This window comes from Streptomyces sp. NPDC003032 (assembly GCF_053591415.1).
Genome location: NZ_JBSFTT010000051.1, coordinates 12971 through 39092 on the forward strand (window position 1 = coordinate 12971; position 26122 = coordinate 39092).

Annotated in this window: 26 protein-coding genes and 9 pseudogenes; 16 read left to right on the forward strand and 19 right to left on the reverse strand. The window is 69.3% G+C overall.

Annotated features, from left to right (window positions below):
- Nucleotides 1–352: pseudogene (locus tag ACWDZ7_RS38255) on the reverse strand (IS5/IS1182 family transposase); the annotation flags it as partial.
- Nucleotides 279–614, reverse strand: a complete 336-nt coding sequence (locus ACWDZ7_RS38260) for a hypothetical protein (protein WP_451803368.1) — start codon at nt 612–614, stop codon at nt 279–281. The pseudogene ACWDZ7_RS38255 and the gene ACWDZ7_RS38260, both read right to left, overlap by 74 nt.
- 648 nt (nt 615–1262) lie before the next feature.
- Here ACWDZ7_RS38260 and ACWDZ7_RS38265 point away from each other — a divergent pair.
- The 3 genes from ACWDZ7_RS38265 to ACWDZ7_RS38275 are packed head-to-tail and all read left to right on the forward strand — an operon-like array spanning nt 1263 to nt 4156.
- Complete coding sequence (locus tag ACWDZ7_RS38265; RefSeq protein ID WP_451803369.1) at nt 1263–3044, forward strand: aminotransferase class I/II-fold pyridoxal phosphate-dependent enzyme; 1782 nt, start codon at nt 1263–1265, stop codon at nt 3042–3044.
- A gap of 5 nt (nt 3045–3049) precedes the next feature.
- Nucleotides 3050–3844, forward strand: a complete 795-nt coding sequence (locus ACWDZ7_RS38270) for a phosphatidate cytidylyltransferase (protein WP_451803392.1) — start codon at nt 3050–3052, stop codon at nt 3842–3844.
- 27 nt (nt 3845–3871) lie between these two features.
- Nucleotides 3872–4156: a hypothetical protein gene (locus ACWDZ7_RS38275; protein ID WP_451803370.1), complete on the forward strand. Its 285-nt coding sequence runs from the start codon at nt 3872–3874 to the stop codon at nt 4154–4156.
- Between the two features lie 121 nt (nt 4157–4277).
- On the opposite strand, the gene ACWDZ7_RS38280 is transcribed toward ACWDZ7_RS38275, so the two are convergent.
- The 4 genes from ACWDZ7_RS38280 to ACWDZ7_RS38295 all read right to left on the reverse strand — a co-directional run bounded on the left by ACWDZ7_RS38280 (nt 4278) and on the right by ACWDZ7_RS38295 (nt 5268).
- Nucleotides 4278–4511 (reverse strand): hypothetical protein, encoded by a 234-nt coding sequence (locus tag ACWDZ7_RS38280; RefSeq protein WP_451803371.1) that lies wholly within the window; start codon nt 4509–4511, stop codon nt 4278–4280.
- A 22-nt stretch (nt 4512–4533) separates the two neighbouring features.
- The gene (locus ACWDZ7_RS38285; RefSeq protein WP_451803372.1) at nt 4534–4698 is read right to left on the reverse strand and encodes a hypothetical protein; all 165 of its coding nucleotides are present in this window, start codon (nt 4696–4698) and stop codon (nt 4534–4536) included.
- A gap of 208 nt (nt 4699–4906) precedes the next feature.
- Nucleotides 4907–5110, reverse strand: coding sequence for a hypothetical protein (locus ACWDZ7_RS38290; protein ID WP_451803373.1), 204 nt, complete (start codon nt 5108–5110; stop codon nt 4907–4909).
- Complete coding sequence (locus ACWDZ7_RS38295; RefSeq protein ID WP_451803374.1) at nt 5101–5268, reverse strand: hypothetical protein; 168 nt, start codon at nt 5266–5268, stop codon at nt 5101–5103. The genes ACWDZ7_RS38290 and ACWDZ7_RS38295 overlap by 10 nt, the downstream gene beginning before the upstream one ends.
- Before the next feature lie 3 nt (nt 5269–5271).
- Here ACWDZ7_RS38295 and ACWDZ7_RS38300 point away from each other — a divergent pair, with 3 nt between their 5' ends.
- Together ACWDZ7_RS38300 and ACWDZ7_RS38305 are read left to right on the forward strand one after the other, a co-directional pair.
- Nucleotides 5272–5919, forward strand: a complete 648-nt coding sequence (locus tag ACWDZ7_RS38300; protein ID WP_451803375.1) for a TetR/AcrR family transcriptional regulator — start codon at nt 5272–5274, stop codon at nt 5917–5919.
- Nucleotides 5920–6624, forward strand: a complete 705-nt coding sequence (locus ACWDZ7_RS38305; RefSeq protein WP_451803376.1) for a VOC family protein — start codon at nt 5920–5922, stop codon at nt 6622–6624.
- 61 nt (nt 6625–6685) lie between these two features.
- Here the strand turns inward: ACWDZ7_RS38305 and ACWDZ7_RS38310 are convergent.
- Nucleotides 6686–7015, reverse strand: a pseudogene (locus ACWDZ7_RS38310) (MerR family transcriptional regulator); the annotation flags it as partial.
- Between ACWDZ7_RS38310 and ACWDZ7_RS38315 the strand changes: the two are divergent.
- Nucleotides 7015–7371 (forward strand): annotated as a pseudogene (locus ACWDZ7_RS38315) (STAS domain-containing protein); the annotation flags it as partial. The pseudogenes ACWDZ7_RS38310 and ACWDZ7_RS38315 overlap by 1 nt on opposite strands.
- 71 nt (nt 7372–7442) lie before the next feature.
- Here ACWDZ7_RS38315 and ACWDZ7_RS38320 read toward each other — a convergent pair.
- Together ACWDZ7_RS38320 and ACWDZ7_RS38325 are read right to left on the reverse strand one after the other, a co-directional pair.
- Nucleotides 7443–7865 carry a VOC family protein gene (locus ACWDZ7_RS38320; protein WP_451803377.1) on the reverse strand — a complete coding sequence of 141 codons (423 nt, stop codon included), beginning with the start codon at nt 7863–7865 and terminating at the stop codon, nt 7443–7445.
- Nucleotides 7866–8199: 334 nt separating this feature from the next.
- Complete coding sequence (locus ACWDZ7_RS38325; RefSeq protein ID WP_451803378.1) at nt 8200–8391, reverse strand: hypothetical protein; 192 nt, start codon at nt 8389–8391, stop codon at nt 8200–8202.
- Nucleotides 8392–8802: 411 nt separating this feature from the next.
- Here ACWDZ7_RS38325 and ACWDZ7_RS38330 point away from each other — a divergent pair, with 411 nt between their 5' ends.
- The gene (locus tag ACWDZ7_RS38330; RefSeq protein ID WP_451803393.1) at nt 8803–9882 is read left to right on the forward strand and encodes a terpene synthase family protein; all 1080 of its coding nucleotides are present in this window, start codon (nt 8803–8805) and stop codon (nt 9880–9882) included.
- A 51-nt stretch (nt 9883–9933) separates the two neighbouring features.
- Here the strand turns inward: ACWDZ7_RS38330 and ACWDZ7_RS38335 are convergent, their stop codons facing one another.
- A complete protein-coding gene (locus tag ACWDZ7_RS38335) occupies nt 9934–10560 on the reverse strand; it encodes a class I SAM-dependent methyltransferase (protein ID WP_451803379.1) in 627 nt (208 codons plus the stop codon).
- Nucleotides 10561–10622: 62 nt separating this feature from the next.
- Here ACWDZ7_RS38335 and ACWDZ7_RS38340 point away from each other — a divergent pair, with 62 nt between their 5' ends.
- Nucleotides 10623–11285: a TetR/AcrR family transcriptional regulator gene (locus ACWDZ7_RS38340; RefSeq protein ID WP_451803380.1), complete on the forward strand. Its 663-nt coding sequence runs from the start codon at nt 10623–10625 to the stop codon at nt 11283–11285.
- A gap of 23 nt (nt 11286–11308) precedes the next feature.
- On the opposite strand, the pseudogene ACWDZ7_RS38345 reads toward ACWDZ7_RS38340, so the two are convergent.
- Together ACWDZ7_RS38345 and ACWDZ7_RS38350 are read right to left on the reverse strand one after the other, a co-directional pair.
- Nucleotides 11309–11525 (reverse strand): annotated as a pseudogene (locus tag ACWDZ7_RS38345) (Tn3 family transposase); the annotation flags it as partial.
- Nucleotides 11526–11759: 234 nt separating this feature from the next.
- Entirely contained in the window at nt 11760–12728 is a 969-nt protein-coding gene (locus ACWDZ7_RS38350; protein ID WP_451803381.1) for an ArsR/SmtB family transcription factor, read from the reverse strand.
- 85 nt (nt 12729–12813) lie between these two features.
- Here ACWDZ7_RS38350 and ACWDZ7_RS38355 point away from each other — a divergent pair, with 85 nt between their 5' ends.
- Nucleotides 12814–13887, forward strand: coding sequence for an alpha/beta hydrolase family protein (locus tag ACWDZ7_RS38355; protein WP_451803382.1), 1074 nt, complete (start codon nt 12814–12816; stop codon nt 13885–13887).
- A gap of 96 nt (nt 13888–13983) precedes the next feature.
- On the opposite strand, the gene ACWDZ7_RS38360 is transcribed toward ACWDZ7_RS38355, so the two are convergent.
- The 4 genes from ACWDZ7_RS38360 to ACWDZ7_RS38375 all read right to left on the reverse strand — a co-directional run bounded on the left by ACWDZ7_RS38360 (nt 13984) and on the right by ACWDZ7_RS38375 (nt 18131).
- Entirely contained in the window at nt 13984–14649 is a 666-nt protein-coding gene (locus ACWDZ7_RS38360; RefSeq protein WP_451803383.1) for a hypothetical protein, read from the reverse strand.
- Nucleotides 14650–14725: 76 nt separating this feature from the next.
- Nucleotides 14726–16153 (reverse strand): cytochrome P450, encoded by a 1428-nt coding sequence (locus ACWDZ7_RS38365; protein WP_451803384.1) that lies wholly within the window; start codon nt 16151–16153, stop codon nt 14726–14728.
- Nucleotides 16150–17085, reverse strand: coding sequence for a terpene synthase family protein (locus tag ACWDZ7_RS38370; RefSeq protein WP_451803385.1), 936 nt, complete (start codon nt 17083–17085; stop codon nt 16150–16152). The genes ACWDZ7_RS38365 and ACWDZ7_RS38370 overlap by 4 nt, the downstream gene beginning before the upstream one ends.
- The gene (locus ACWDZ7_RS38375; RefSeq protein WP_451803386.1) at nt 17082–18131 is read right to left on the reverse strand and encodes a hypothetical protein; all 1050 of its coding nucleotides are present in this window, start codon (nt 18129–18131) and stop codon (nt 17082–17084) included. The genes ACWDZ7_RS38370 and ACWDZ7_RS38375 overlap by 4 nt, the downstream gene beginning before the upstream one ends.
- Nucleotides 18132–18775: 644 nt before the next feature.
- On the opposite strand from ACWDZ7_RS38375, the gene ACWDZ7_RS38380 reads away from it, so the two are divergent.
- On the forward strand, nt 18776–19192 hold the full coding sequence (locus ACWDZ7_RS38380) for a hypothetical protein (protein WP_451803387.1): 417 nt from the start codon (nt 18776–18778) through the stop codon (nt 19190–19192).
- A gap of 11 nt (nt 19193–19203) precedes the next feature.
- Here the strand turns inward: ACWDZ7_RS38380 and ACWDZ7_RS38385 are convergent.
- Together ACWDZ7_RS38385 and ACWDZ7_RS38390 are read right to left on the reverse strand one after the other, a co-directional pair.
- Nucleotides 19204–19380 (reverse strand): annotated as a pseudogene (locus ACWDZ7_RS38385) (IS5/IS1182 family transposase); the annotation flags it as partial.
- 37 nt (nt 19381–19417) lie between these two features.
- A complete protein-coding gene (locus ACWDZ7_RS38390; RefSeq protein WP_451803388.1) occupies nt 19418–19624 on the reverse strand; it encodes a hypothetical protein in 207 nt (68 codons plus the stop codon).
- 84 nt (nt 19625–19708) lie between these two features.
- Between ACWDZ7_RS38390 and ACWDZ7_RS38395 the strand changes: the two are divergent.
- A pseudogene (locus ACWDZ7_RS38395) lies at nt 19709–20367 on the forward strand (transposase).
- 28 nt (nt 20368–20395) lie between these two features.
- On the opposite strand, the gene ACWDZ7_RS38400 reads toward ACWDZ7_RS38395, so the two are convergent.
- Complete coding sequence (locus tag ACWDZ7_RS38400) at nt 20396–21862, reverse strand: membrane-associated oxidoreductase (RefSeq protein ID WP_451803389.1); 1467 nt, start codon at nt 21860–21862, stop codon at nt 20396–20398.
- Between the two features lie 146 nt (nt 21863–22008).
- Here ACWDZ7_RS38400 and ACWDZ7_RS38405 point away from each other — a divergent pair, with 146 nt between their 5' ends.
- The 5 genes and pseudogenes from ACWDZ7_RS38405 to ACWDZ7_RS38425 all read left to right on the forward strand — a co-directional run.
- Complete coding sequence (locus ACWDZ7_RS38405; protein ID WP_451803390.1) at nt 22009–22197, forward strand: hypothetical protein; 189 nt, start codon at nt 22009–22011, stop codon at nt 22195–22197.
- A gap of 268 nt (nt 22198–22465) precedes the next feature.
- Nucleotides 22466–23206 (forward strand): annotated as a pseudogene (locus ACWDZ7_RS38410) (transposase); the annotation flags it as partial.
- 551 nt (nt 23207–23757) lie between these two features.
- Entirely contained in the window at nt 23758–24705 is a 948-nt protein-coding gene (locus ACWDZ7_RS38415) for a hypothetical protein (protein WP_451803391.1), read from the forward strand.
- Nucleotides 24706–24727: 22 nt separating this feature from the next.
- A pseudogene (locus tag ACWDZ7_RS38420) lies at nt 24728–24885 on the forward strand (IS630 family transposase); the annotation flags it as partial.
- A gap of 862 nt (nt 24886–25747) precedes the next feature.
- Nucleotides 25748–25999: pseudogene (locus ACWDZ7_RS38425) on the forward strand (alpha-amylase family glycosyl hydrolase); the annotation flags it as partial.
- Nucleotides 26000–26122: the final 123 nt, after the last annotated feature.

Here is a 26122-nt window from a genome sequence, read left to right on the forward strand (position 1 = left end):
TCAGTCACGGCTTAAAAGTCGCTGACAAAGCCGTTGGACGTGGCGATGAGTAATCAGGCAGGCAGCGAGGCTGAGGAAGGCTTCGTGGATGTCATCGCGCCGTTCCCAGCGGATGCGGAGACGGCGGAAGCCATGCAGCCAGGCGATCGTGCGCTCGACGACGTAACGGAAGATGCCTGCCCAGGCCAGAGCCGTGAGGCCGGCCTCGTTCGGCAATGACTGGGCGGACACCGCGGTGCCAGAGCAGACGGCGGTACAGGTCGTAGTCGTAGCCGCGATCAGCCAGCAGCGCGTCCGGCCTTCGCCGGGGCCGGCCGACGCGCCCGGCGACAACCGGGATCTCGTCCACCAAGTTGGTCCCAGACGCCGGCCTCGTTCCAGACGGCCAGCCGCCGCCGGCACGTCATGCCCGAGCCGAAGCCCAGCTCCTCGGGACGGGGCTGCCCGGCAGCGAGGCGGCGGCGTCCGGCGCGCTGGAGCCGCCGCCGCTGCTTGCGCAGCTCCTGCTTCTTCTCCGCCTTCGACTTCGGCTTCCGGAGCCGCTTCCAGACCGGCTGCCACCCCAGGGACTCATCAGGCTCGGGCTCCTGCTCCTCATCGAGCGCGGCGGCCATCCTCGCGCGGGCCGCGCGGGCGCGAGCGAGTGCTCACTCGCCTCCTCCTGTGGCCCGGCCCGGTGTGTGCCGGGTGCCGGGGGCGGGCTGCGGTCGGGGGCCGTGGGCGGCGGTGTGCTCGCGGATGCCGTCCTGGAGGTTGGCGGCGGGGCTTCATACGTCGCCCGGACCCACGGGGGGAGGCGCCGGGAAACGGCTCAAGGGGAGACAGGCGCCGCCTCATCAGCGGGCACCGCGGCCTGGCAGACGCTCAAGGTGCCCGTACAGCGCGCGGATCAGCCGGGCCCGGTTCCGCACCCCGTCCAAACTCATGCATGGCTGCGACGGGCGGCGGCGCCAACTCGAGGGGCGCGGGCGCGATGCCGGTCAGCACGTCGAAACGTCGTATGCAACTCGCGTACGCCGTACGCTTCCGTGGCAGGGGGGGACTCCGTCAACCTCACCGTCTCTCTGGCCTTGCCCCGTCTCAGCCCCTACTCACGTACTCAAGTACGCGTACTCATGTGCGGCCGCAGGGCACCCCCAAAGATGTGCTCATGGCGCGAACCTCCAGTGCGGAGACGGCGGATGCCGGCTCCGGGGCAGAGTGCCAGGGCCAGTCGGCCTCCGTACCCCCAAGGAACTCCCCCTTTGCCGAAAGAGACATGTATGAGTCGCGACCTGCGCATACGAGCTGCCACTTCGGAGGACCTGGCCTGGATCCACGAGTTGCGACACCGCGTGTACGCCCAAGAGCTCGGTCAGCACACGCCGCGGCCGGAAGGACGGTTGTATGACGCACTGGACGGCGACAACGTCTACCTCGTCGCGGCTCGGGGACCGGTCCGCATCGGCTTCGTCAGCCTGACCCCGCCGTGGCTTGGCCGCTACGGTCTGGACAAGTACCTGACCCGCGATGAACTGCCGCTGTTGTCCGAGGGAGGACTCTTCGAGGTACGCGTCCTCACCGTGGAACCGCGCTGGCGCGGCACCGCGGTGGCACCACTTCTGATGTACGCGGCCCTGCGCTGGATCTCCTCCCGGGGAGGCCGCACGGTGGTGGCGATGGGCCGCACCGAACTGCTCGACATGTACCTGGCGGTCGGCCTGCGGCCCGTCGGGCGCACCGTCCGCAGCGGCGCGGTGACCTTCGAGGTGCTGACGGGCGAGGTGGCCGGGCTGACGCAGGTGGCGACCACCCGGTATCGCACCGTCCTGGAGCGGTTCCGCTCCGAGGTCGACTGGCAGTTGGACATGGAATGGGCGCCCGGGCCGGACGGGTGTGAACATGGCGGTGCCTCGTTCACCGCTATTGGAACGGACTTCCGCACCCTGCACCGGCGCCATGAGGTCGTCGCTGCAGACATTCTGGACGCCTGGTTCCCGCCCGCTCCCGGGGCAGCCGCAGCGCTCATGGAAGACCCGGCCTGGTCCGCCAGGACCTCGCCTCCCACCGGCGCCGAGGGCCTGCTGTCGGAACTCGCGAAGGCCCGGGCACTGCCGGTGGAGACGCTCGTGGCCGGGGCCGGCTCGTCGGAACTGATCTTCAGAGCGTTCGGCCGGTGGCTGACCCCGCGGAGCAGGGTGCTTCTGCTGGACCCGGGCTACGGCGAATACGCACACGTCACTGAGCGGGTGATCGGATGTCGGGTGGACCGCTTCCGGTTGCACCGGAAGGAGGGGTGGCGGATCGACTTCGCACGGCTGGCCTCTGCCGTCGGGGCGGGTCGTTATGACCTGGTGGTCGTGGTCAACCCGAACAATCCGACCGGACGCCACGCATCCGCCGCCGAACTGCGCACCCTGATCGCGGCCGCCCCGGCCGGGACCCGCTGGTGGATCGATGAGGCCTACCTCGGCTACGTGGACCTGGCGGAGTCGCTCGCCCCACTGGCCGCGGTGGACCCGCGGATCGTGGTCTGCACCTCGCTGTCCAAGATGTACGCGCTGTCCGGAATGCGGGCGGCCTTCCTGGTGGCCGAACCCGCCACCGCGGCACTGCTGCGCCGGTGGACGCCGCCCTGGACGGTGAGCCTTCCCGCACAGATCGCCGCCGTGGCCTCCCTGCGGGACCCGGTGCACTACCGCTCCTGCTGGCTCCGCACCCACACCCTGCGCCGTCGACTGGCCGCCGACCTCGCCCGGGTGTCCGACACCGCCGTGGTCGAAGAGGGCGTGGCGAACTTCCTCAACATCACCCTGCCGTACGACGGACCGAGCGCTGCTCGCCTGGTGCGAGAGTGCCGCCGGCACGACGTCTATCTGCGCGACCTGTCGCCTCTCTCGCCGCAGTACGAAGGGCGCACCGTACGCGTCGCGGTCAGGGACATGGCGGAGAACGCGCGCATCGTGGCGGCATACGAAGCCGCGCTGGAGACGCTGCGCCCCGGCTCGCTCTCGTGGCAGTCCGCCGGGCCCCAGGCCGCCGTCACCGCCGGCCGCGCCCGGTGATCAGCATCGCCTCGCTCGCGCCCTTCCTCGGCGGGGCTCTGGCGTTCGGCGGGATCGCCGCGGCACTCTCCGGGCACCGCGAACTGCTGGTCCGTTGGTGCTGCTGGGCCCTCGGAGTGCCCCTGGTCGTCGGAGCGTTCTGGTGGGGCAGTCCGGGGGTGACGGCCCTCGCGCTCGTGGTCGGGGTGGTCGCGGCAATGGAGTTCGGCGGGCTGATGGGGCTGTCCCGGCCGGACAGGGCGGTGCTGGCCGCGGCAGTCTCCGGCGTGGTGCTGACATCCTGGCTGATCCCCGGACAAGAGGTGCGGGCGGTGGCGGTCGGCGCGCTGGCCATCGCTGCGGTCCCGCTGCTGGCCGGTGACTGCGCCCAAGGTCTGCGTCGGCTCGTAGCCGGTCTGCTCGGGCTGGTCTGGCTGAGCGTACTCGCCGCCCTGGTACCGCTCGGCGCGACCGCGCTCGTCCTGTTCGTCGCTGTCTCGGCCGGCGACATCGTCGCGTACTTCGCCGGTCAACGGCTGGGCGGGCCACGGTTGTCACCGCTCTCCCCGGCCAAGCGGTGGAGCGGAACCATCTCCGGTGCCGCGGCCGCCCTCGGTGTGCTCGCCGCGCTGTCCGCGCTGAGCCTGCCGATGGCGATCGCGGTGGCGGTCGGCGCCCCGGCGGGGGACCTCCTGGAATCCATGGTCAAGCGAGGAGCGCAGGCGAAGGACTCCGCTCACTGGCTGGCCGGTTCCGGGGGCCTGCTCGACCGAATCGACTCACTCCTCGTCGCCCTGGCCGTCCTTGTCCTCCTGCGCTGACTGGCCCGGGCGCGCAGCAGGTGGATCGTGCACGCTTCCACTACCCCCGTACAGGGTGCGAAGGGGAGGAGTTCTCCCCCGTCGACGCCGGGCTCTGTCCACAGGGCCGCGCTCGTCCAGACCGACGATGTCGACACCGCCCGCGACTTCGCCGGCGCTGAGCCGCGGATGCCCGAGCTGCTCGCCGACGCCGCGACGCGGATCGTCGTCCCGGTCACCACACTGCCCGGCCCGGACACGGGCGAGCCATGCGAGGACTCCTTCGCCCCGGAGACCCTCGGGCACATCTTCACGACCCCCTTGCGGACATGACCGCAGGCCGGGCCGGACGCGACAGAGCGCTCGCCCGCGCGGTCACCGACTTCGCGCAGCAGTTCTTCGCTGAACCACGGGACCACGGGCAGGCGTTGGCGGTGTGCGACATCGGGTCCACTCAGTGGCCGACCTCCCCGCCGCGGTGCGGTCCGGGCTCCTGCGGGCGGTGCGCCTGCTGGTCGTCCTGGCGCACCGGGCGCACCGGGCGCACTGCGTCGACATCGTCCTGTTCGGCGTAGCGGTTTGCACGGGCGCGGGCCTGGTCGGCCGCTTCGGTAAAGGCGTCCTGGAGGTGGCGCGGCCGCTCGGCTGTGAGGGCGAGGGCTTCCACGTCCTTGCGGGACTCCCGCAAGGCCGCAGCGCCGTCATGTCGATCACCTTCCGGCGTCCGCCTCCGGCTCCTGGTCGTCGTGCTCGGGGTCGGCGGCCGGGGGCGCGAGCAGCTGCTCGGGCATCGCCGCCTGCTGGTGGGCGACGACGTCGTACGCCCGGCCGCCCCGCACGCGGGTGTCGGTGGTGGTGCGTAGCTTCTCCCGCACCACCGCACCACCGCACCACCTCGCCGGCGAGGACGGCCCGGTCGTAAGTCAGCGGGAGGCGGGGTATCTCCCACTCCCCCGCGTCCTGGTCCGGGGGCCGGGGCGTAGCCGGCTCGCCGGGGTCGGCCGGAGGTTGCCGGTCCGGGTCGGGTGCGGGGGTTGGTGGGCCGTGCCGGGCGGGGAGGTCCGACAGGTCCCATCGGGCGGTTTAGGGGCGGTAGCCGGATTCCAGGCCGCGTACGGTCTTCGGCTCGCTGATGTCCCGGCAGCGGGTGGAGATGGCGGCGGCCATGATTCTGTGGTCCAGGCCGGGGTCACGGCGGCGGCCGCGCAGGACGAGGGCGAGGTGGCGGCGGGCTTCGGCGAGCAGGTGGCGGTGGTGGAAGCGGCCGCCGTCGTTCATCACGAACATGTCGCGGTGACGTCGACGGCCGCCAGCGCTATGTCGACCACGGCGGCGGCCCGGGCCCGGATCGCCGCAGCCGCCGCAGCCGCCGCACGGGCGTACTCGAGGAGGGAGGTGATGACGCCGACGGCCACCCCAGAAGTGAGGATCGCGCTGGCCTTCACCGCTTGCGCAGCTGCGCGAGCGGCCGAGCCGTCTGCTTGGGCGTCGAGACCATCGCCGGCGAGGCGGAGGTGTCCACCCGCACCATCTACAACCACTTCACGGGCAAGGAGGAGCTGTTCGCCGCGGTCATCGAGGACAGCTCCACACGAGTGGCCGACGTCCTGGACGACCTCACCCAGCGGCACTTGGGACCTGTGAGCGAAGCGCACCGCCTGGAGGCGGCCCTGCTTGCCCTGGCCACGGCCTGGAACAGACCGCGCGCCGAGTTCGCCGACCACTTCGCCCTCGTGCGCCGGATGCGAGCCGAGGCCGCACAGCTGCCGCGCGGCCTGCTCCAGGCGTGGGACCGGTCCGGTCCGCAGCGCGCCCAGCGCGAACTCGCCCACCAGCTACGCCGCGTGGCCGAGCTCGGTGCCTTGGACGTGGATGATGCCGCGTTGGCGGCCGACCACTTCCTGCTGTTGACCTCCGGCGCGGTCTCCGAGCGCGGCCACCATGGCGCCGCGCCGCTGTCCGCCCCGGCCCGCACCGCCCTCATCACCGCCGGGGGTGCGGGCGTTTCTCCACGGCTATCAGCCCAAAACGGGTTGCTGAGGAAGCAGCAGGTCGGCTACTACAGCAACTGGTCGACGCGGCAAGGGGGCAGGTAGTTGACGACACCTCATCTCGGTGCGCTGAACGAGTTCTGCTGGATGGACGTCAAGGCGCACGATGTACCGGGCACGACAGCCTTCTTCTCCGAAGTGCTGGGCTGGCACTTCGCCGTGGACGAAGACGACTGGCGCCGCGCGATCAAGATCTTCGCCGACAGTCATCAGATCGGCGGCGTGAGCGACCTCAGCTCGCCGCTCTACCCGCCGGGCACACCCGCGCACATCGCCTACTACCTCGCCGTCGACGACATCGACGCCCGCACCGAAGCCGCCACCGCAGCAGGCGCCCAACTCGTGCTCGCGCCGTTCGACGCCGGAGACCAGGGCCGCATCGCCACCCTGATCGATCCCGTCGGCGCGGCCTTCTCCCTGTGGCAGACACACCCTTCTAACCGATGGTCTCCGTCGGCGCGCGCACCACAGCGCATGGTCCTGGCCTGCCCCCGACCCGAGCAGGCCCGCCGCTTCTACCGGGATGTGCTCGGCACAGTCCTCAGCTGCGCGGACTTCGTCCCGGTGCAGGGCACCGAGGAGCGCGCACCCTGCTGGGAGCTCGTCGTCTGCGTCGACGATCCGGAAGCCGTGGCCGCCCGCGCACGCGGCCTGGGACACGGGATGCCGGACGGGCAAGACCATGTCGGCGAGCAGCGTCTGACCGGCCCGGACGGTCTGACGTTCCGCATCAGGGCTGCCACCTCATAAAGCTGTCGGGAGGCGGCTGCCAGGAGCAGGTGTCGGCGCGGTGCCTGCCCGTGGTTGAGGGTCAGACCGAGGCACCCATGGGGCGTGCGGCGTCAAGCCGGTTGCGCAGGGTCGCGGCCAAGTCTTCGGCGCGGGTCAGCTGGATGCACAGCTCCTCGATCTTGCGCGTGGCGTCCTGCTCGTAGGTCCGCACCCGCTCCAGGAGCGCGTCGCGCTCGATGCCACCGGCCGTATCGGCATGGTCGAGGCGGTCGGTGGCGTCGAGCAGGTCGCGCATCTGCTCCAGGGTGAAGCCCAGCGGCTTCATGCGGCGGATGACCATGAGCCGCTGCACGTCGGACTCCGTGTAGAGGCGAAATCCGCCCTGGGAGCGGGCGGAGGGAATGACCAGGCACGCTCACCGCCATGGTCATCTTCGCCAAGCGCGTCGCCCACCTCGCCCACCTCGCCCACGTCACCGCCGTCACCGACCCCGACGGCACCAGCGTGGTCTACTCCGTCACCGGCGAACTGTTCTTCGCCTCCTCCAACGACCTCTTCGGCCAGTTCGACTACGCCGGCGACCCGAAGAAGGTCGTCATCGACCTGTCCGCCGCCCACATCTGGGACGCCTCCTCCGCCGCCGCCCTGGACGCCATCGAGACCAAGTAGGCCCAGCGCGGCAAGACCGTGGAGATCACCGGCCTGAACGACCCCAGCGCCGACCTCCACGGCAAGCTCACCGGCGAACTCGCCGGCAGCCACTGACCCCGCGCCGCACGGACACAGCAGAGGACCCGGCCCAACAGGCCGGGGTCCTTCCATCTCGTCCTGGCGCTCTACTCCGGTGAAGGCCCGCGGTAGGTGCCGAAGGTCCACAGGTTGCCCTCGGGATCCCGCACCGTGCACACGTACGCCGCGGTGCCCGAACCGAACCGGGTCTCATGCGGCGCTTCGAGAACCTCGCCGCCGGCATCGACCACCCGCCGGTGTACCGCGTCCACGTCGTCGCTGACTACGTAGACCGCGCTGCTTCCCGCTCGCATCCGCCCATGCACGCTGTCGGTGTGCCGCGTCGAACCGAACACCAGCGCACCGCCACCAGGCCGGCACAGCTCGGCGTGCCCGATCTCGCCATGCTCGTCCGGCACGGCGACCGCCTGCTCGAAGCCGAGCACGCCGACCAGGAAGCGCAACGCCGCCCTCGTGTCGTCGTAGTGCAGGACCGGCCAGACAGAGGACGGGGACGCATCAGGCAACATGCCGCTCATCGTAGGTCCGTAAGCCGCTACCTCCCAGAGCCCCGGCCACCGGCGGAACGAGCCATGCCCTGGAGCTCTGATCAGTGCTCGTACAGAGGAACCCGAATAGCCCACATCGGTGGTCCTCGAGGCCCTTGGGGAGCGCTGGCCTTCGGGCTGGGGGCTGAGGACTGAGTGCTGGTGGCTGGGTGCTGGCCAAGGTGCGTGAGGGCCGGGGCCCGGCCCGGGGGGCACGATGTGGGAAAGGACGTCGGGCCAGGCGGAGCCGGTGAGGGAGTCAACGGGCTGGAACCCGGTCAGCGCCTCGTCAGGCTTGTGTCCGTGCTCATAGCCCTCATCGTCCGGCTCCGGCACCCCCGTTGGCCAACACGGTCACCCGTTCGGCCGAAGGGGGGTCGGGGCAGAAGCCGGGGTATTCGGTGATGTGGTCGAAGCCGTTCAGCATCGGCGTGAGCTCCTGAGCGCGTCCGCACAGCGTGCACAGCCGTGTGCCGGGGTTCTCCGCGAGGTTCAGCGTCTGTTCCACACGGAGCAGCGGCGCGCCCTACGGCGTGCTTCCTCACAGTCCGGCGTGTGCGGCACCCGCCGCCGCATTGGTCACGGCAGTCGGCCAGGTAACGAAGACGCGCATCGAGCAGCGCGGCACAACCGAACGGAGGGCGCGCGCCGATGCATTGGCGATACTTTCGGCCTGTTGGTAATCAGCCATGCCATCCGCAATGTCAACCCGCCAGGAAACCCATGAGTTCGCCTCTCAAGAAACTGATCACTCTGGCTCCCGGAACGCAGTTCGAGATGCCGCAGATCCCCATGCAACTCCCGCTGCTCGCACACCCCGAGCATGCGCGTATCGAGGAAAAGTGCTCACAGTGGGCCCGCCGCCTGTGTGTGCTACCCGCACATGCTCGACGACCGCTGCCTCACCCTCCCGAACATCATGATCCCGGCCGGGATCTGTGACGATTCCTTCTCCCGGCCCGGTATCCAGGACGACGCCGACCAGACCGAGCACTTGCGGCAACGCTGGCTGGCCACGCTGGACGGAGCGCCGGTCGATACCGACTTCCACGCCGGCCGAATGCTGCACGACGCCCTGACCCCGGCCTGGCCGCAGATGTCACCGGACCTCGCCACCCGCTACCGCGACACCTACCGGGACATCCTCGCCTCCACCGTCACCGAGTCCGAAGCTCGCTGGCGCGACGAACTCCCGCCCTTCGAGGAGTACATGGACCTGCGGCTGACGAACCTCTTCGGCTACTGGGCCACCTGCCAGACCGAATACGCCCTCACCTCATCAGCGGAAACCTCCACTACCACGGTCTCACCACCCGATACCACAGCGGGACCGCCCTCGCGGGCAACGCCCAGAAGGCCGGGATCATCACCATCGAACGCCTCGGCACTGTCTACACAACAGCACCCAGGACGACATGAACGAGCCAGAAAGACCCGAGTAACCCAGTGCTTGTGTTCAGTGCCTTACAGGGATTCCGCCAGTCGGTCGGAGCGATGGCGTGTCCCGTCTTCGCCATCCTCCGCCTCCACCCCACGGCGGGGACGGATGGGGGGGCGAAGAAGCACGCACCGGCCGTGCTGCCGCCGGAAGCTCTTCTGGTTCGTCCACTCCTTGTGGCCCATGACGCTGGTGGTGCTGTCCTTGTCCCAGCCGTGCGCACGCAGCAAGGCGGCGCTGGCGCGCACCATGGCGTCGCGGTGGGCGGTTGTGCCACTTGCCGCTGCCACCGACGCTGACGGCTTCGAAGCTGTAGAAGCAGACGTTGCTGTCGGCGTTCTGCTCGTTGGGCTTGGGCAGGGCACGTTCGGCGATGACAGCGCTCCTACTTCGGGGCGATCTTCCCGCCCCGGGTGCGGCAGGCGCTGTCGACGGGCACGTCCCAGTTCGGGCAGTCGTGATGTTCTACCGCCAATGCGGCCTGATCGGCGTGAGATCCATGGCGGCAGCCTCTCAGCAGTGCCTCGCACAACGTGCGGGTTTCGAGAGGACCATTTATGAGAACGGCCGCGCGCGACGTCCGCGGCCCGAAGCTGCCCGGTGCGACTGAGCTCACGCCGCGGCTGCGGCGCGGTGCAGCGTGAACCAGAAAGTCGGGACCGGGTTCGTGCCGGGAGTCACGTCGCCCAGCTGCCACCCTGCGAACCTGGCGCTGAGTTCGTCGGCGGTGACGCCGGAGATCGGGTCGTCGAAAGCCTCGGGCCCGTAGCCGAATATCAGCAGCCGTGCGCCGGGGGCGGCACGCTTCGTGAGGCCGGCCGCGTAGGCGTCGCGGCGGTGCGGTGGAATCCCGCAGTAGCAGCTCAGGTCGAAGAACAGGTCGTACGGGCCGGGCACGCCCACCTCGTCGAGTCGGGTGGCGTCCCCGCACAGCACCGTGACGTCCGCTCCGGCCGCAGCGGCCTTCTCCCTCGCCTGCCGGACCGCACGGTCGACCAGGTCGACGGCCGCCACCCGCCAGCCGTGCCGGGCCAGGTACACCGCGTTAGTCCCGGTGCCGCAGCCGAGTTCGAGGACCCGGCCCGGCATCAGTGCGTCAGGCCCGTCCACCAAGGCCACGAGCTCGGGCGGGGTGACACCGCAGTCCCACGGCGGCCTGCCGTCCCGGTAGAAGTCCTCCAACTCGCGGCGCACAGCAGCCTCTTGGTCCAGCTCCACAGCCGTCCGAGCCTCACTCATCGCTACCCTCCAAGAAACTAGAGTCCATCTCTAATGACCGACTCTAGAGTTAGGCTCTCGGCATGGATGCAGTCAAGGGATCCGGCGGACAGAACGTCAAGCGCCCCGACAAGCGGGCCGAGCGCTCGCGGCGTACCCGCGAGAAGATCGTCGCGGCGGCGCGGGAGCTGTTCGTCGCACAGGGGTACGGCGCGACAAGCCTTCAGGAGGTTGCGGATCACGCGGGTGTGGCCGTCCAGACCGTGTACTTCGTGTTCCGCAACAAGCGCGCGCTGTTCAAGGACGTCATCGACACGTCCATCGCGGGCGACGTCGAACCGGTCGCCACGATGGACCGCGACTGGTTCCGCGCCGCGTGCGCCGAGCCCACCGCGGCCGGGCAACTGCGCGCCCACGTACGGGGTGTACGCGACGTCCTCGGCCGTGTCGCCCCGATCATGCCGTTGATCGCGGCTGCCGCAGCCACGGACCCGGAGATCGCCGCGCAGTGGCCCGCCGGCCCCGACCCGCGCTATACCGTCCAGCACGCCGCAGCGAAGGCACTGACCTCCAAGCCCGACGCCCGCCCCGACGTCGACACCGCCCGCGCCGCCGACCTGCTGTACGGGCTTCTCAGCCCGGAGCTGTACCTGATCTTTGTCGACAACCGAAGCTGGTCCCCCGACGCCTGGGAGGAGTGGGCCCGCGCGGCCCTGATTGCCCACCTCTGCACTGACCATGAGTAGGCCGCGGAGACTGACCGGGACGCTCACTCCGCCGCACCGTCGTCATCGTCATCGTCGTCGAGCGCCGCGGCGTCCGGGTCGCGCAGCGGCCGTAGGCCGCCGCCAGCCAGGGCGGAGGGTGAAGCTGTAGCGGCCCCGCACGTTGAGATTCCGGTGCTTGAGCGGGGAGAGTCGGGCGATGTCCTCGTCGCGGATCTCGTGCCCTTGTGCGCGGAGTTGGGCGACGGCGGCGTCGATGTAGATCGACCCGGAGGACCTGGCCCACATCTCGCCGTACCTGACCGAGCACATCCACCGGTTCGGCGAGCACTCCACCCACGAACTCGGCATCCAGCCCGAGGCATGCGACCCCGGGGCGAGGCCGGGGGCAGTGCGGTCAGGCCGAGTCCCCGAGCACGGCAGTCTGCCGCCGCCGGGGCGGGTGGACGGCCGTCGCCGGTGGCCACGGGCCGACCCACTCTGTCTTGCGGGGAACTACGGCCGGCAAGGCACACCCGCAACCAGCGTGCCGAGGGCCGTGCGCTTGTGGGTGACCGAGCGGCCTGTGCGGGTCGTCGTCACCATGCCTGCCGATCTGAGCGCCGCCGCGTGGGACGAGGCCGTCGCGTTGCTGACGTGGAGGGCGCGGGCCAGGGACGTCGTGGTGTGGGGTTCGGCGAGGAGGCGCAGGGCGTCCAGCCGGGTGCGGCCCAGGACGGCGGCCAGGGTCTCGGCGGCGACGACCGGGCGCACCGCAGTGGGCGGGAGCCCGGGACCGGCTGGGTACGTCAGAACTGCGGGACGGCCCGGGGGGTCCTGGAGAAGTGGACCCGCCGGGTGGTGGAAGGTGGGCAGCAGAACCAGGCCGCGCCCGCCGAGGCAGACGTCGCGGTCCGGCGCCGCGCCGGGCCATTCCCACACATCCTCGTGGAGTCGGCTGCCCGGGGCCAGGCCGGTCAGCGTGGCGGCCACGCCGTGCTCGGCGACCGTCAGGGCGTAGCGGGTGAACTCCTCACGGTGCAGATCCTGTACGACGGACCAGACCGGGGCGAGGACCGTCTCGTACGCGGCTCGCTGGGCGCGGTACAGGGTGCGCCAGGCCGTCTCGTCGCCCGCGTGCAGGCCGCGGATCCAGCGAGGGGCGGGCGCCGCCCCGTAGACCCGCTCCAGCTCGGAGCGGACGAGACCGGGGCTGGTGGCGCGGATCTGTTCGAAGCCGTCGGCCATGGTGTCGCCGAGGACGTCGAGGAAGGAGGGCGGGCGGCCCGCCGGAACCAGGTCCGAGAGCGGGTCAGTTGCGGCCGGGAGGGAGCGCAGGACACGGCCGCGCCACGACGCGAACAGCGGCTCGCCACGCCGGGCCACGGCTGTCGTCAGAGCGGCGTGCAACTCCTGGAGCGGCGCCGGGCGGGGTGCGAAGCGGATTCGGGCGAAGTCCTGCGCGGTGAATTGGATTCGCAGCACCCTCACAACTCCTCGTCCTGGGCCAGCCTTTCGGCCAGGGCCTGAACCTTCGCACCGTGACAGCCCCGGCCCCAAGGATGTTCGTATGACTTCTCGACGCACTCTCCTGAAAGGCACCCTATTCGGGAGTGCCGCCGCCCTGCTGCCCACGGCTGCGTCCGCCTCCGCCAGCGGCCCGTTCCTCCGCCTGCCCGCGCCCACCGGCCCGTACCCCGTAGGCATGCGGACGGTCCATCTCACGGACCCGGCCCGTACCGACCCGTGGGTGGGGGGCGTGCGGGAGCTGATGCTGACCGTCCTGTACCCGGCCCGATCGGTACACGGCTTCTCCCGGGCCCCGCAGCTCACCCCGGACGAGGCCGAGGTGTTCGCCCAGTACGCGCCGCACGTTCATCCGGGACTGCCGGAGCCGGGAGCGGTGAACTGGGGCGCGGTCCTCACTCACGGGTACGTGGGCGCGCCGCCGCTGCCCGGGCGGCGGCCGGTACTGGTGTACTCACCCGGGGGCGGTGACTCCCGCACGCTCGGCACGACCCTCGCCGAGGACCTGGCGAGCCACGGCCGGGTGGTCGTGCTCGTCGACCACCCCGGTGATGCTTCTCAGGTGGAACTGCCGACCGGGATGCGAACGACCGTCCTGATGGGACCGCCGGACCCGGCGACCTTCCGCACGATGACAGACACCCGGATCGCGGACCTCCGCCTGGTCCTGGACCGGCTCAGCGGCCTGCCGCTCGCCCCGGTCATGGACCTCTGCCGGATCGGGTTGTACGGGCACTCCGCGGGCGGCACGGCGTCGGTGTACGCAGCCCGCCACGACCGCAGGGTCGGCGCGGTGGCGAATCTGGAGGGCTATCTCGACCTGTACCCGACGCCGGTCGAAATCGACCGGCCGCTGCTGCTGTTCCGCACCGACGGATTCGAGGGCGCCGCCCGTATCGAGTCCTCCTGGGCGAGCCTTCCCGGCCGCCGCGTGCTGCTTGCCGACGCCAACCACTGGGCGTTTACCGACTACGGCCCGCTCGTCGCGCGGCTTCAGACCGCCGGTCTGGTGACAGCGACAGCGCGGGCCGCGCTCATCGGCACCGGCGACCCGGTCGTGACACTCGCCGAGGTACGGCGGCGGGTGGGGACCTTCTTCGCCCGCCATCTGTCGTAGCGGGACCATGAGGAGGGCCAGTGGCCTCTGCGGCCGCACGACAGGGCGTCGGTCGCCTGTCGTCAAACGATGGCAGCCCCGCTCGTCACCGACCCATCAGGCAGGACCTGGCCAGTCCGAGGTGCGGCGGCCGTTGATGACAGCGCGTACGGCCCGGTCGCCGCGTGGGTCGGCCATCAGTCGGGCGATGTCCCACCCCCGCAGCATCAGCAGCGCCGGCCAGTGCGGCGGGACCGTCTCCATGAACTCCCGGTTGAACCGTGCGCGGACGTTCTCGTGGCGCAAGGCGGCGCGGATGTCGTCCCGGGACGGCGGGAGGTGGCGGATGGCGGGCGGCAGCGTGGCCTCGTACTCCGGCGCCAGCTTGTGGCCGGGCTGGACCAGGACGTTCCCGCCCAGCGCGGCGGCAACCTGGCCCTCCAGTTCCTCCTGGCCCTGCACGGCACGCTCCCACCAGTGGTCCCGGAAGGCGGCGACGGCGGCGGGATCGGCCAGGTCGCAGGCGTCGCGCTGCTCGTCGAACTCCTCACGCTCATCGCCGGGCAGGGCTTCCCGGTTCGCGCCGAGAGTCTTCGCGGGATGGCGCGGCGGGGCCTGGCCAAGGTGGCGCTCCCACCGGTCCCCGCGCTCCTCGTCCGGAGGAGGTCCCCACACCAGGGCGCCGCCCATCGTGCCGGGCTTCTCCGGGCCGGCCGCCGCCAAGGGGGCTTCCAGGCTGACCGCCATGAGTTCCAGATAGGGGCGGCCGCCTCCTGCCCCCATCGTTTTTCGCCGGCTTCCCCTGGACCGCTGTCGCAGCACGGTGCGGCGTCCGTCAGATATGGATTGCCGATTCGGTTCAGGCTCCTCCGCCTGTGCCGGGGACAGGATGGCGAGGCTGGGCGGTCATGGGGAGTGTGTCGGGGTGAACGTCTGCACGGACGATCAGCTTGCTGGGTACCCCTGGAACCGGGCGCAAGCTCCAACGTCGGCAAATGCAGGCCAGGGCGATCGCGATCTCCGTATGGGCGAAGGAGTAACCGATGCATTTGTGGGGGCCCAGCCCGAAAGGCAGGTAGGCGCCAGGAGGCGTGCTCGCGGCGCGGCTCGGCAGCCACCTGTCGGGGTCGAACCTGGCGGGGTTGGCGTACCAGCGCGGGTCGCGGTGGATGGCGTAGGGGCTGTAGAGGATTTCCGCACCAGCAGGGACGGAGCCGTCCCCAAGGCGGGAAGCGGCCAGGGCGCGGCGGGTAAACAGCCAGGGTGGGTACAAGCGCAGCGCTTCAGCGATGATGCGGCCAGTGAGGTCGAGGGTCGGAAGGTCTTGCGCTTGCAGGGGTCGGTCGCCGAGGACGCGGTCGAGTTCGGCGTGCAGACGTTCCTCAATGTCAGGGTGGCGCCCCAGTTCGTGGAAGATCCAGGTGAGGGTGGCAGCGGTGGTCTCGACTCCTGCAGTGACGAAGGTGACGACTTGGTCCACGACCTGTTGGTCCGTCAGGCGATGTCCGGCGTCGTCGCGAGCAGCCAGCAGTATCGACAGCAGGTCGTGGTGCTCTCGGGTGTCATGGCGCTCTCCGGCGATGGCTTGGTGGATAACGGTGCGCAGGTCTTGGACAGCGTGGTCGAAACGTCGGTTGACCGCCAGAGGAAGGTTGTTGAACCAGTCCGGCAAAGCGGTGCGTACGATCGCTCCACGGGCCAGGATCGGCAGCGCGTGGTGGAAAGCGGCTGAGGCGTCGCGCGAGAGGCCGGTACTGAAGAGGGTGCGGATGACAACGGTCAAGGCGAGGTGGTTCATCTCCTCGTCGACGATGACACGCCGGCCTGGTGTCCATCCGGTGGCCAGTGACTCGGCAGCGGCGCACATGGGTTCGAAAAACCTGGCGATTTGCTCTGCTCGGAATCCGGGCTGCAACATGCGGCGCTTGCGTCGGTGCTCCGGGCCGGAGGCGGTGGCCAGACTCTCGCCGAGGAATGCAGCGGCTTTGTCGAAGAACCGTCCGCGGACAAAGTTACGGCCGTCTGTGACCAGGATCTGGTGAACGAGTGCGGGGTGTGTGGCGGCGTACACCGGCAGCGTGCCTAGGCGCAGCTGTACAAGGTCACCGTGTTGGGAGAGGGAGGCGATGAAGTCGAGCGGTCGACGCACAAACGCGATCGTGTGGCCTGCCAGGGGCCAAGCTCCGGGCGGCGTCGGTATGTGCGAACCGGTAGCCCCGAGGTGGTCGTGGTCCGGCCCTGTACGGACAGCCGAGTTCCATGCGCGGCTCAGGCGGAACTGCTTCATGAACGTCCCCCGTCAGCGCTGTGATGAACGGGCTCGTGAGCGGACTGGTAGGCGCGGATGAAGCGCAGTCGGTGCAGGTGTCGTGCTGCGCCGGGGAAACGGGTGGCCGCCAGGAGGTGATGGGCGCGCAGGTTTCCGTCAACCACTCCTGTCAGCAGCGACAGGTGAGGGCCGGGCGTGGAGTGTGTGAGGCCGTCGGCGAGGTGGTTGTAGCGGGCCACCGCGGCATCGATGGCTTCGGGCAGACCCGTCGAGTTCCGCGCCGCGTGGAAGAGGACGCAATTGGAGGTCACATACGCTCCTGTGGCGTCGGGGCGCTGTTCCTTCTCCAAGGACGCCAGGTCGTTGGCGATGTAGATCGCTTCCAGGGCTTGCTCATCGAGCCAGTCTTCGTCAGGTGCGGGCAGGGCACGGATGGTTCGCCAACAGTTGATGTATGGGAGGGAGGCGACGGTGACCAGCCTCAGGGCGTGGAACTCCTGCGGAGTCATCTCAGCCGGGTCGTGATGGCTCTCCGCCGCAACCGCAAGACACAACTGTGCTACGTCGGCGTGCAGTTGACAGGTGTCGAGATCGTGAGCATGCATGTCGGTGAGCAGGGCCCGATACAGCGTGCCCAGTTCGCTTTCTGGCGCGGTTTGCGCCGCAGTCAACTCACTCGCCAGCTGAGCTGCGTCTTCCGCTGGCCCGTCGTCGAGGATGAAGTAGAGGGCGATGAACTTCGCCGCGAGCAGGCTTTCCCACCACACGGCATCGGCAGGTGCGCAATGGCCTTCGAAGGCGGCCGCGAAAAACGCGCGCCGTGCGTGCCATGAAGCGCCGTTCAGGCACGAACAGCGCTGTACGGACCAGGTGAACAAGGCGTCGGCAAGCTCACGCTGCCGCTGATCTGCCAGATGCGTGCGATAGGGCTTGAGGGGATCGGCAGTCATGAACGTGCGGACCCCTCTCCGATGGACGGCTGGAGGGCGCGCAGCGCGAACACTGTGGTCAGCTGGGGCGAGCCAAAGTAGGCCGGGACACGGCCCATGCGGAAGTAGGCCCCCGCGGGCCACAGGCCGTCAGGCCGCTGGGATGCGGCCAGCCGCTCCCGTCGCTCCATCTGATCCTCACCGTCGCCGCAGTGATCCGCGGCGATCGTCAGTAGCGCCATGTCGAGGGCATCAGTGATCGTCACGGTGGCGTTGGCGCGGCGCAGCGGTGCCGAGAGCCGTCGCGCGCAGTAAGGCGAAATTGCGCACAAGCGTGCGACGGCGAGGAGGAAGCTGGCCGGTGAGGGGTAGTAACGGGTGCCACTCAAGTAGTTCCCGGACAGCAAGTGCTGGCCCACGTGCGCAAGTGTGGCCTGGGCTATCGGGTGTCCCGCGCGGGTGGTGTGCTGCTCGCCCAAGATCAGCGTGCGCAACACGTTGGCGCTGACAACCGCGTCCTGCTTGCAACCCCGCGGCAACGCGTGTGGTTCGGCCGCGTCGTCCCAGTAGACCATGACTGCCCCCGGCAGGAGGTCCTCCTCTTCCGGGCGTCGCGGTGCTTTGGCCCGTAGGATCTCGGCGGCCTTGGACTGGAACTGCCGTGTGGTCAGCCTGTGGTGCCGGTGCAGCGCGGCCGCGGCCACCGCTGTGCAGTCGGTGTCCGCTGCGAACTGCGGCACTCGGAGGAAAAAGCGGTATCGGTTGCCCCACACGCACGCCTCGACCCGGCCGGCCAGTGCATCCAGTAGGCGTTGAGCCTGCGTTGGCGCGGGCAGAGGCAGATGGTCCAGCGCGAGCATGGCCGTGAAACCTTCCTCGGCCAGGTCGATTCCTACGTCGGGGCCCAGGCGGTACCGGATAAGGTCACGTGCCTGCGTGAGGGGAAGTGGGTCGCCGAAGTCGATACTCAAACAGACGGAGGCGTATGGCAGACCTGCGGTATACCCGCACAGCGCATCCCAGCCCCGCTCAACGGCCCGCTGGATCGGTTTTGACGTCAGCGACACGAGAGGACCCGTAACCGCCCCGAAGCTCCGTGTGCGCATCCTCAGCCCTCCCTTGCCCGCGTCTCGGGCCGACTCAGACCCACGGCCGGCAGGTACGAATCGGAGAGGACCCGACCAGCGCTGTTGGGGTGACGGACGTTTCCACTTTCCGGCTAACCCACCACAGCGCACTTAAGGCGGCGCACTTGAAGCGCGGGGCAGCACACGGGTAGTGAATACGGCACCTTGTCGATGGGCCGTCCTACTTGCCTCCCTGCTCGTTGAGGCGATCGAGCTTCGACACATCATCGTCCGGAGATCCATTCGCATCCGTGGGAAGTGGACCGGAAGGCGGTATCTGTCTGAGTCGATGGCAATGCCACCGCTGGTAGTAGCAGTAGCAGTAGCAGTGCACTCGCGAGGATCTCTGCCCGCACCCGGGGCAGATGGCTGAGACCGCCGGCGACCGTATGACAAGCCGGGCCTCGGACTCCCCGAGGGCCACCCTCTCGACCTCCACACCGGCACCCGGCAGAAGTACGTCAGCGACGCCCTATGCAGTTTCACCGAACCCTTGGCATGTGAGGGCGCTCGTCGAGTGCGGCGCCGGCGCCTCCAGCGGCCCTCTGTAGCCTGGTGGCGCTGTACGGCGGGGGGAGCTGACCGTGGAGAACATCCTGTCCGTGGCCATCGGAGCCGCTATCGGCCTCATAGGGGCGGTGTTCGGTTCGTGGTTCACCGCGCGCCGCCAGGACCGCATGTGGCACCGCGAACAGAAGCTCAAAGCCGGGATCAGCTTCAACACGGCCGTAGTTCAGCTACTGGACTACCTGAAGGAAACACGACTGAGTGACGACGGCCCCGGAGCGAACGAGCTGGCGAACCAGATGCAGGAAGCACGCTCAGCCCTCTACCTGCTCTGTGCCAGCGACACCGTCGATCTCGCCAATGCTCTCGCGCACCGCGTCTGGAGCACCCGGCCCACCGACGGCAGGGACGACCACAAGGCCGAGCACCAAGAGACGTTGCACCTCCTGCGCCGCTTCACCCACCAACTCCGGCAAGAAATCGCCAGAACGTAGTCCCCATTGGATCACCGGGCGAACCAGAGGAAGATGCCCGCGATGTGGAGTCCGGCCAGGTAGATAGCGGTCTTCTCGTATCGAGTCGAGTGGCGATGCCCCGCCACTGCTTCAAGCGGTTGATGCGCCGCTCGACGGTATTGCGCTGCTTGTAGGCACCACAGATCGAAGGCCGGTGGTCTGCCACCGACACACACCGGTGTCCGAAGCGACCCAGGGCGCGACCTAGGCCAGCGCCGGCTCCAGCAGCAGCGCAAAGAACAGAGCCCCGTAGACCACGACCCCGTACTGGCCCATACCGTCGTGGGCCCGGATCACGCTGTACTCCATCGCCAGGAGCGGAAGACCAAGCAGGGAAGCCACAAGGGGTGCCTTCCACCAGGTCTTGTGGAAGGCAGTCAGCCGCGTCACATGGTTCTGCGTCGTCTTCATAGGCCTCACTCCATCAACAACAGCCACCCCGGGCATCGGTAGTCGTACTCATCCGATCTAGGCCGTGCCTTTAAATGTTCTGAACTGTCCGATTCCGAGTGGGTGTTCGTCCGGCCACTGCCGCCGGTGTCACTGCGGGGCCGGGAGCGGCTGGACGACCGCACGGTGCTCAACGGAATCGTGTGGAACTGCCGTACCGGAACGGCCTGGCGGGACGTGCCCGAGCGGTAGGGCCCGTGGGCCACGCTGAACACCCGATTTCGCCGGTGGGCCCTGAACGGCACGTTCGAGCGCATGCTCCGGGCCGCCCAGGCCAGGGCGGACGCGGCCGGGGACATCGACTGGCTCGTGTGGCGGGAACACCAACGACTGCACCGAGTTCACCGCGGTGATGGAGGCGATACGGGTGCCCCGCACCGGTCCGGGGCGGTCCCCGTGCGGCCTGTCCATGTCCTGGGCGACAAGGGCTACAGCTCCAAAGCCATCCGCACCTGGTTGCGACGGCGCGGCATCAGCCACACCATCCCCGAGCGGGCCGACCAGATCCGCAACCGGCTCCGACGCGGCAGCCGGGACGGACGCCCGCCGGCCTTCGACAAGCAGCTCTACAAGCGGCGCAACGTGGTCGAACGCCGCTTCAACCTTGAAGCAATGGCGAGGCATCGTCACCCGCACGACAAAACAAAACCGTCGAGTCCTACCCAGCAGCCGTCACCCTCGCCTCGCTCCTGATGTGGGCGTGACACATTTGTCGACAACTCCTAGAGGGGGTCACTGGCGGCTGACCGTACGGGTCACGCCCGCGACGATCGTCGTCGCCAGGATCCAGCCGGTGATGATCAGGGCGTATGACAGCCACTGCTGCCAGCCGTCAGGGACGAACGCCGGCTCCTGGCCGAAGTTGACGACCGGCAGGAGCAGGTCGAGGGTGTAGAAAACGGAGTTGAAGCCAGGGGCCTCGTCCGCCTTGATGGGGCGTGGGTGGTGCAGGCCGTACGCGATCGATCCGACGGCCATGAGGGACAGCAGCCAGACGGCCGCGCGCAACGGGCGGAAGCCGTAACCGACGGTGGCGTCCTGGACGTAGCCCCACAGACGCCCGTACCAGGTGAGCGTGGTGCGTCGGCGTCGCTGCTTGGCGAGTTGGACGAGCCGGGCCGCGTCGTCGTCACCGACGTGGCGGTAGGCCGCCGTCAGCTGCTCGTAGCTGTGCGGCTCATACCGATCGCCGTCCCGCTCCAGCATCGGAAGGCGGCGTTCGGCGGGCTCGTGCGGGGTGAGTACGGCGTACGTGAGATTGCTGAGATACACCTGGTCCGGCAGCATCTCCGGTTCAAGGGTCAGGATCTCTATTTGAGAACGCCGCAGATTCAGGGCGCCCTCGATGCGATCGCCCCTGCGCAGCCAGAGTTCACCGATGACACAACTGCTTGCCCGTAGCGCCGTGTCGCCCGGATGCGACAGGCGGGCGTGGAGCAGGTCGAGACGGCCCGATATGCGCGAGCCTCGGAGCTCGACCCGCCCCTGTGCACGTACGCACCGCGCTCGTACATGGGCTCCCACGCTGAGGTTCTGCGCGTCCAGGGCGGTGCCATCGGGCTTGTTGAACACGGCGTCCTGAATGTTGATTCGCCCGGCGACGGAGGCGCCAGTGAGCCGTACCTGTCCGTGCGCGCGCATTTCCGGCGCCCACAAGTCGCCCCCGATCGCGGCCTGGTTGAGCTGCAGCACCGGCTCGGAGTCGTCCGGCGCCGTGAATTCCGCGCGCTCCATGAACAACGCCCCGGAGATCTGCGCCCCGCCGAGCCGCACCGGCCCCCGCATACGGCAGTCCGTCATCCGCAGCACCCCCTCGACCCGCAAGGTCGCCGAGGTCAAGCCCGGCAGAACGGACTTGCTCAGATTGAGATGGCGCAGCTGGGCACCGTACAAGTCGGGAACACCGTCGAATCGGCAGTGGCTCAGCCGGATGGCGGCGTCGATCGTGGCGTACTTAAGGTCCAATACGCCGGTGATCCGCGCCCCCATGATCTTCAGCGCGGCGATCTCCCCCTCTTCATTCGGAGCCTTGAGCAGCAGCGCCCGCAGCGCACTCGCCCGTACGGTCCGCTCAGCGCCCCAGGTGTTGCCGAGCGCCGGATCCTCGTTCCCGGTGGCGCGGAAGTCGACGGACTCGCCTCGCGGAAAGGCCCGCCATATACGTGCCTCGGTCGGCGTAAGATCGTTGGTCTCGCTCACGCCGGGACTCTGACGTGCTGCGTTCGGGCTGTCAACTGCCGTACGGAGCACGCCATACTGTCCGACGTCCTCCCGCCCCCGCCCCCGCCCGGCCCTCCACCCATGTGCGCCCCACGGTCGTTCCCCCTGCCGTAGGGCGCACTTCCATGCCGACACCTACCACGCTTCGGAGGCATCCCGCGCTCGGCGCCGTTTCCGCCGTAGTGCGCCTCCGCCGCATGTGGAACACCCATCAGCGCCGAGCCCTGCCCGCGTGGACACGATTCCTCGGCCTGCTCCTCGCCCTGTACGAGGTGTACGTCCTCTACTGCGTCAGCAACAGCATGGGTGGATAGAACGCCGAGACCGCGAGTAGACCCTGCGGTGGAATTCTTCGCACCCGTTTCGCTGCACGCTCCCCGACGGGACGGGTCCCGACTTCCGCAGGGCTCCAACCCACCCGCGCCTCGCGCGCGTGCGCGCTGTGCCGCCGGTAGCCGTCAGCGCAGACGGCCCGCGTACCCCAGGGCGGGGTGAAGGCCGACTCGACCGCACCATACGCGCTCGCACGTTCACCTCGTCCTCGGTCAACTCCGGCTCCAGCATGCCCGTCATGATGCCGACCGGCAGAGCTCCGACGCCGTACTCGCCGCCGCGCTGGAAGCCGAAGCCAAAGCCAATACCCGCACAGCCGAGTTGGCTGATCAGCGGGACGGGTCCGGGCGTCGTCCGGTCGTGCGCAATGGCTACCACCAGCCCAGAAGGGTCGCCACCGCGGCCGGGGCGATCGAGATCAGGGCCCCCAGGTCAATGACAAGCACGTCGACGAGACGACCGGGTAGCGCAAGCGGTTCTCCTCGGTGATCCTGCCGCCCTGAGCCTGCAAGTCCCGAGAATCAGCGAGGTGCTGCCCCTGCTCTACCTGCATGGCCTGCCATCGGGGTCACTTTGTGCCCGCTCCGGGGCAGTTCCTCGGCTCTTCCGCCGGCCTCTCGCCCGCCTCTCGCCCGCCTATCGCCCGCCTATCGCCCGCCTATCGCCCGCCACGGTCACCCGGCTGACGACGCAGTGGCAGGCCGATCACAAGGCATTCGGCGAGCGAGACCTGTCAGCCACGGACTACGACTACGTATAGGCCGAAGGCATCCATCTGCGGATCCGCCTGGCCGAGGCGAAGTCCTGCGTGCTGGTCGTCATGGGGGTGCGCGCTGACGGCGCCAAGGAACTGATCGCGATGGCCGACGGTTACCGCGAGTCCACCGATCCTGAGCCGGCCTGCCATGTGACTGCGCACGGCGCGGGATGCACACTCCGGTCATCGCGGTACCGGCGACGGCGCATGCCTACGCAGGGAAGCTCGCGGACTGGGCGAAGTCGTTCCTCCGCCTGACGATCAAGACCGTAAACAGACCCAAGGCGCGGTCAGGGGTTCGTGATTCTACCCGCGCCGGTGAGTGGTGAAGAGGTCGCTGGCCGGGAGTGACGGCATCCTCGTCCCGGCACAGGCCGTTGGCCATGGAGTGCGGCGCGGGAAGGTCGTCGTGCTCGACGCACTCCATCCAGGTGGGAGAGTTCGTTGCCGGTCAGGTCCCGCATCATCGGGACGAAGTCGCGGACGTGCGTGCCCTTTCCTCGGCCGCCGCAGCGAGGCCACACCTCCATGATTCACGCAAGCGAAGCACGGAAGTCGAGATGCCCCCAGGCCCGAATCGGCCAGTCTGGGCATCGACGTCACGGTCGATGCGGACGCATGCGGCACGCACGCGGAACACGGATGTGATCTTCGTTTACTTGGTTCCAGTGATCTTAATCCCTTCCTTTGCATACTCAATACGGCCGTTACCCATGGAAAGATCATTCGCGACCTACCGTCACCACCCGATCGCAGTGACGGCTGAACAGCCCATGGGGACATGATGAAGCTTTCCGTTAACAAAGCATCGGCGCTGACCGGCATAGCGGCGATGGCCGCCTCCGCCATGCTCGTCACCACGGTTCCGGCGTTCGCCGACTCGGGCCGAACCCAGCCCGGCGCGGACGCGGCGGCGTCCGTCGTGGAAAACGCCACTGGCTCCACCAACCTGACCACCCCGCGGACAGGTGGGGGAAACCTGACCGCGGACGCGGCGGGAACGCGCGTAGAGATGCCTGCCACGAGTTCCGGCAAGATCGCCGTGACTGACCCTGAGGGGACTCGTGTGGCCATCGGCCTGCCGGGCTCGGCTGCCGCATCGGCAAGCGCCACCGCCAACGGCACCGTGATGTACACCCAGCCCGACGGACCCGTCGACGTTGCCGCTCAGGTCAGCCGGGACGGCAGCGCAAGTGTTCTGATCACGCTGAAGAACGCGTCGGCGCCCACCGAGTACCGCTTCCCGCTGGACCTGCCCAGTGGCGCCCACGCCGCGCTCCTGGAAGAAGGTGGCGTCGTGGTCGGCGACAGCACCGGCGAGGTAGTCGGCCTCTTCGACACTCCCTGGGCCAAGGACGCCAACGGCAAGCCGGTGCCCACCAGCTACCGGCTTGAGGGTGACACCCTCATCCAGACCATCCAGACGGACAAGTCCACCGCCTACCCCGTCGTCGCCGACCCCAAGTGGTGGGACAAGACCAAGGAGATCGCGGGCGGCATGGTCAGCGACACCTGGAATTCCATGAAGTGCGGTGCTGCGCTCGCCGCGGCATTCGCCCCGGGCAAGGCCGCCTACAAGGTGATCAGGAACGCCGGTGGCGTCAAGAAGGTCCTTGCCACCCTCGCCAGCGTGGACACCAAGAAGGGCGCCATGGCCGCACTGGGATCCGGCGGATCTACGCTGTTCGGGATCAAGTCCATCAAGAAGGCCTGCTACGACGGGCTGAAGTAGACGTCGTCTCTTCCCCCGCGGGATCGCCCCCGAAGGTCTCCGCGCGGCGGGTCGCCGAGCGCGACGAGCGGGCCATGGCCGCAGGATCCGATTCGAGGCGGGTGAGCGGTTCGCGCGGGGTGAGAAGAACGCGGTGATCGCGAAGGATCTGCGGTCAGTGAGAGGTCGGTGGAGCGCTGGGTGCTGGCCGGCACAGCGCTCGAACTGCTCGCCTCCGGCCTGGCCCGCTCCTTCTTCTTCATGCACAAGCCGCCGCGGGAGGTGGTTTTGCGGCACACCCGGGCACTGGAGAGCGTGCTGGCCCTGCTTGCCGACGGGCCGCGGCCGTTGGGGGAGATCGAGGCGGTCCTGCTCGGCACAGCGGTGATCCAGGCGGCGGCCCCTGGTCACGCGGTGCTGCGCGGGTTCCTCGCCCATCTGCACGACCTCGGAGTGCTCCAGGTCTGTGCCGCCCCTCTCCCGCGTCCGGCACGGATGCCTGACACACCGCCACCCGGCACATGGACGCCGGACGCTCCGGCACCCGACATACCGACGCCTGACGCACCCGCGCCGGAGGCGTCCCCTCCCGCCCACCGTTCCTGGTTCACCGACTCCTACCGGACCGTCACCGCCGCAGTCCCCGTGGTCACCGCCGAGCGTGTGCGGTGGGCCCTCGGGATCGCCGCGCGGGTGGCCTGGCTCCGGGCAGCCGACCGGCTCGCGGTGCCCGGTGGACCGGCGCCGCTGCCGCTCGGGCTGGAGCGGCTCGGTGAGCGGCCCCGGCCGCTCGGGGAAACTGCCCGCACGGCACCTGGCCGACGGCTCGGCCCCTCCGCTGCCCCGGCACCGCCACACCGGCTGGCGCCCCGCCGAGACCTCCGGCTCCGGGTACGCCGGACTGCTGGCCCATCTGGCCGCGCACGCCGATGCCGAGCAGGCGCGTGGCCGGCCCGCTGTCCGCGCTGCTCACCGCCGCCCATGGCGCCTCGCGGGCCTGGCTGCCCTGTCCGGGGCTGCGCTGAACGACCCCTGCACGGCTTCAGGGCACCAAATCCGGGCAATGGAGCAGAATCCCTGGCGCCGCACCTCCCTAACGGACGCGCCGCACCTCCCCAACGGACCCCGTACGGCAGGCCTCGTCCACGGCGGCTCACCCGACCTCTCCTCCCACACCCCCGACTCGTGGCGGCAGACCGCCATCTACCAGGTGTATCCGCGCAGTTTCGCCGACGCTGACGGCGACGGCCTCGGCGACCTGAAGGGCATCACCCAGCGCCTCGGCCAACTCGCCACGCTCGGTGTCGACGCGCTCGTCGCCGAGGTATGGCGTAGCTGACTGAGTGACTGATTCCTAATGCCGTCTGTCAAGCCGCAAGGGCGATGGGAGGAGTGGGTTCGTGGCATCGTCCGTCGCGCAGAAGGGCCCAGAGGACGT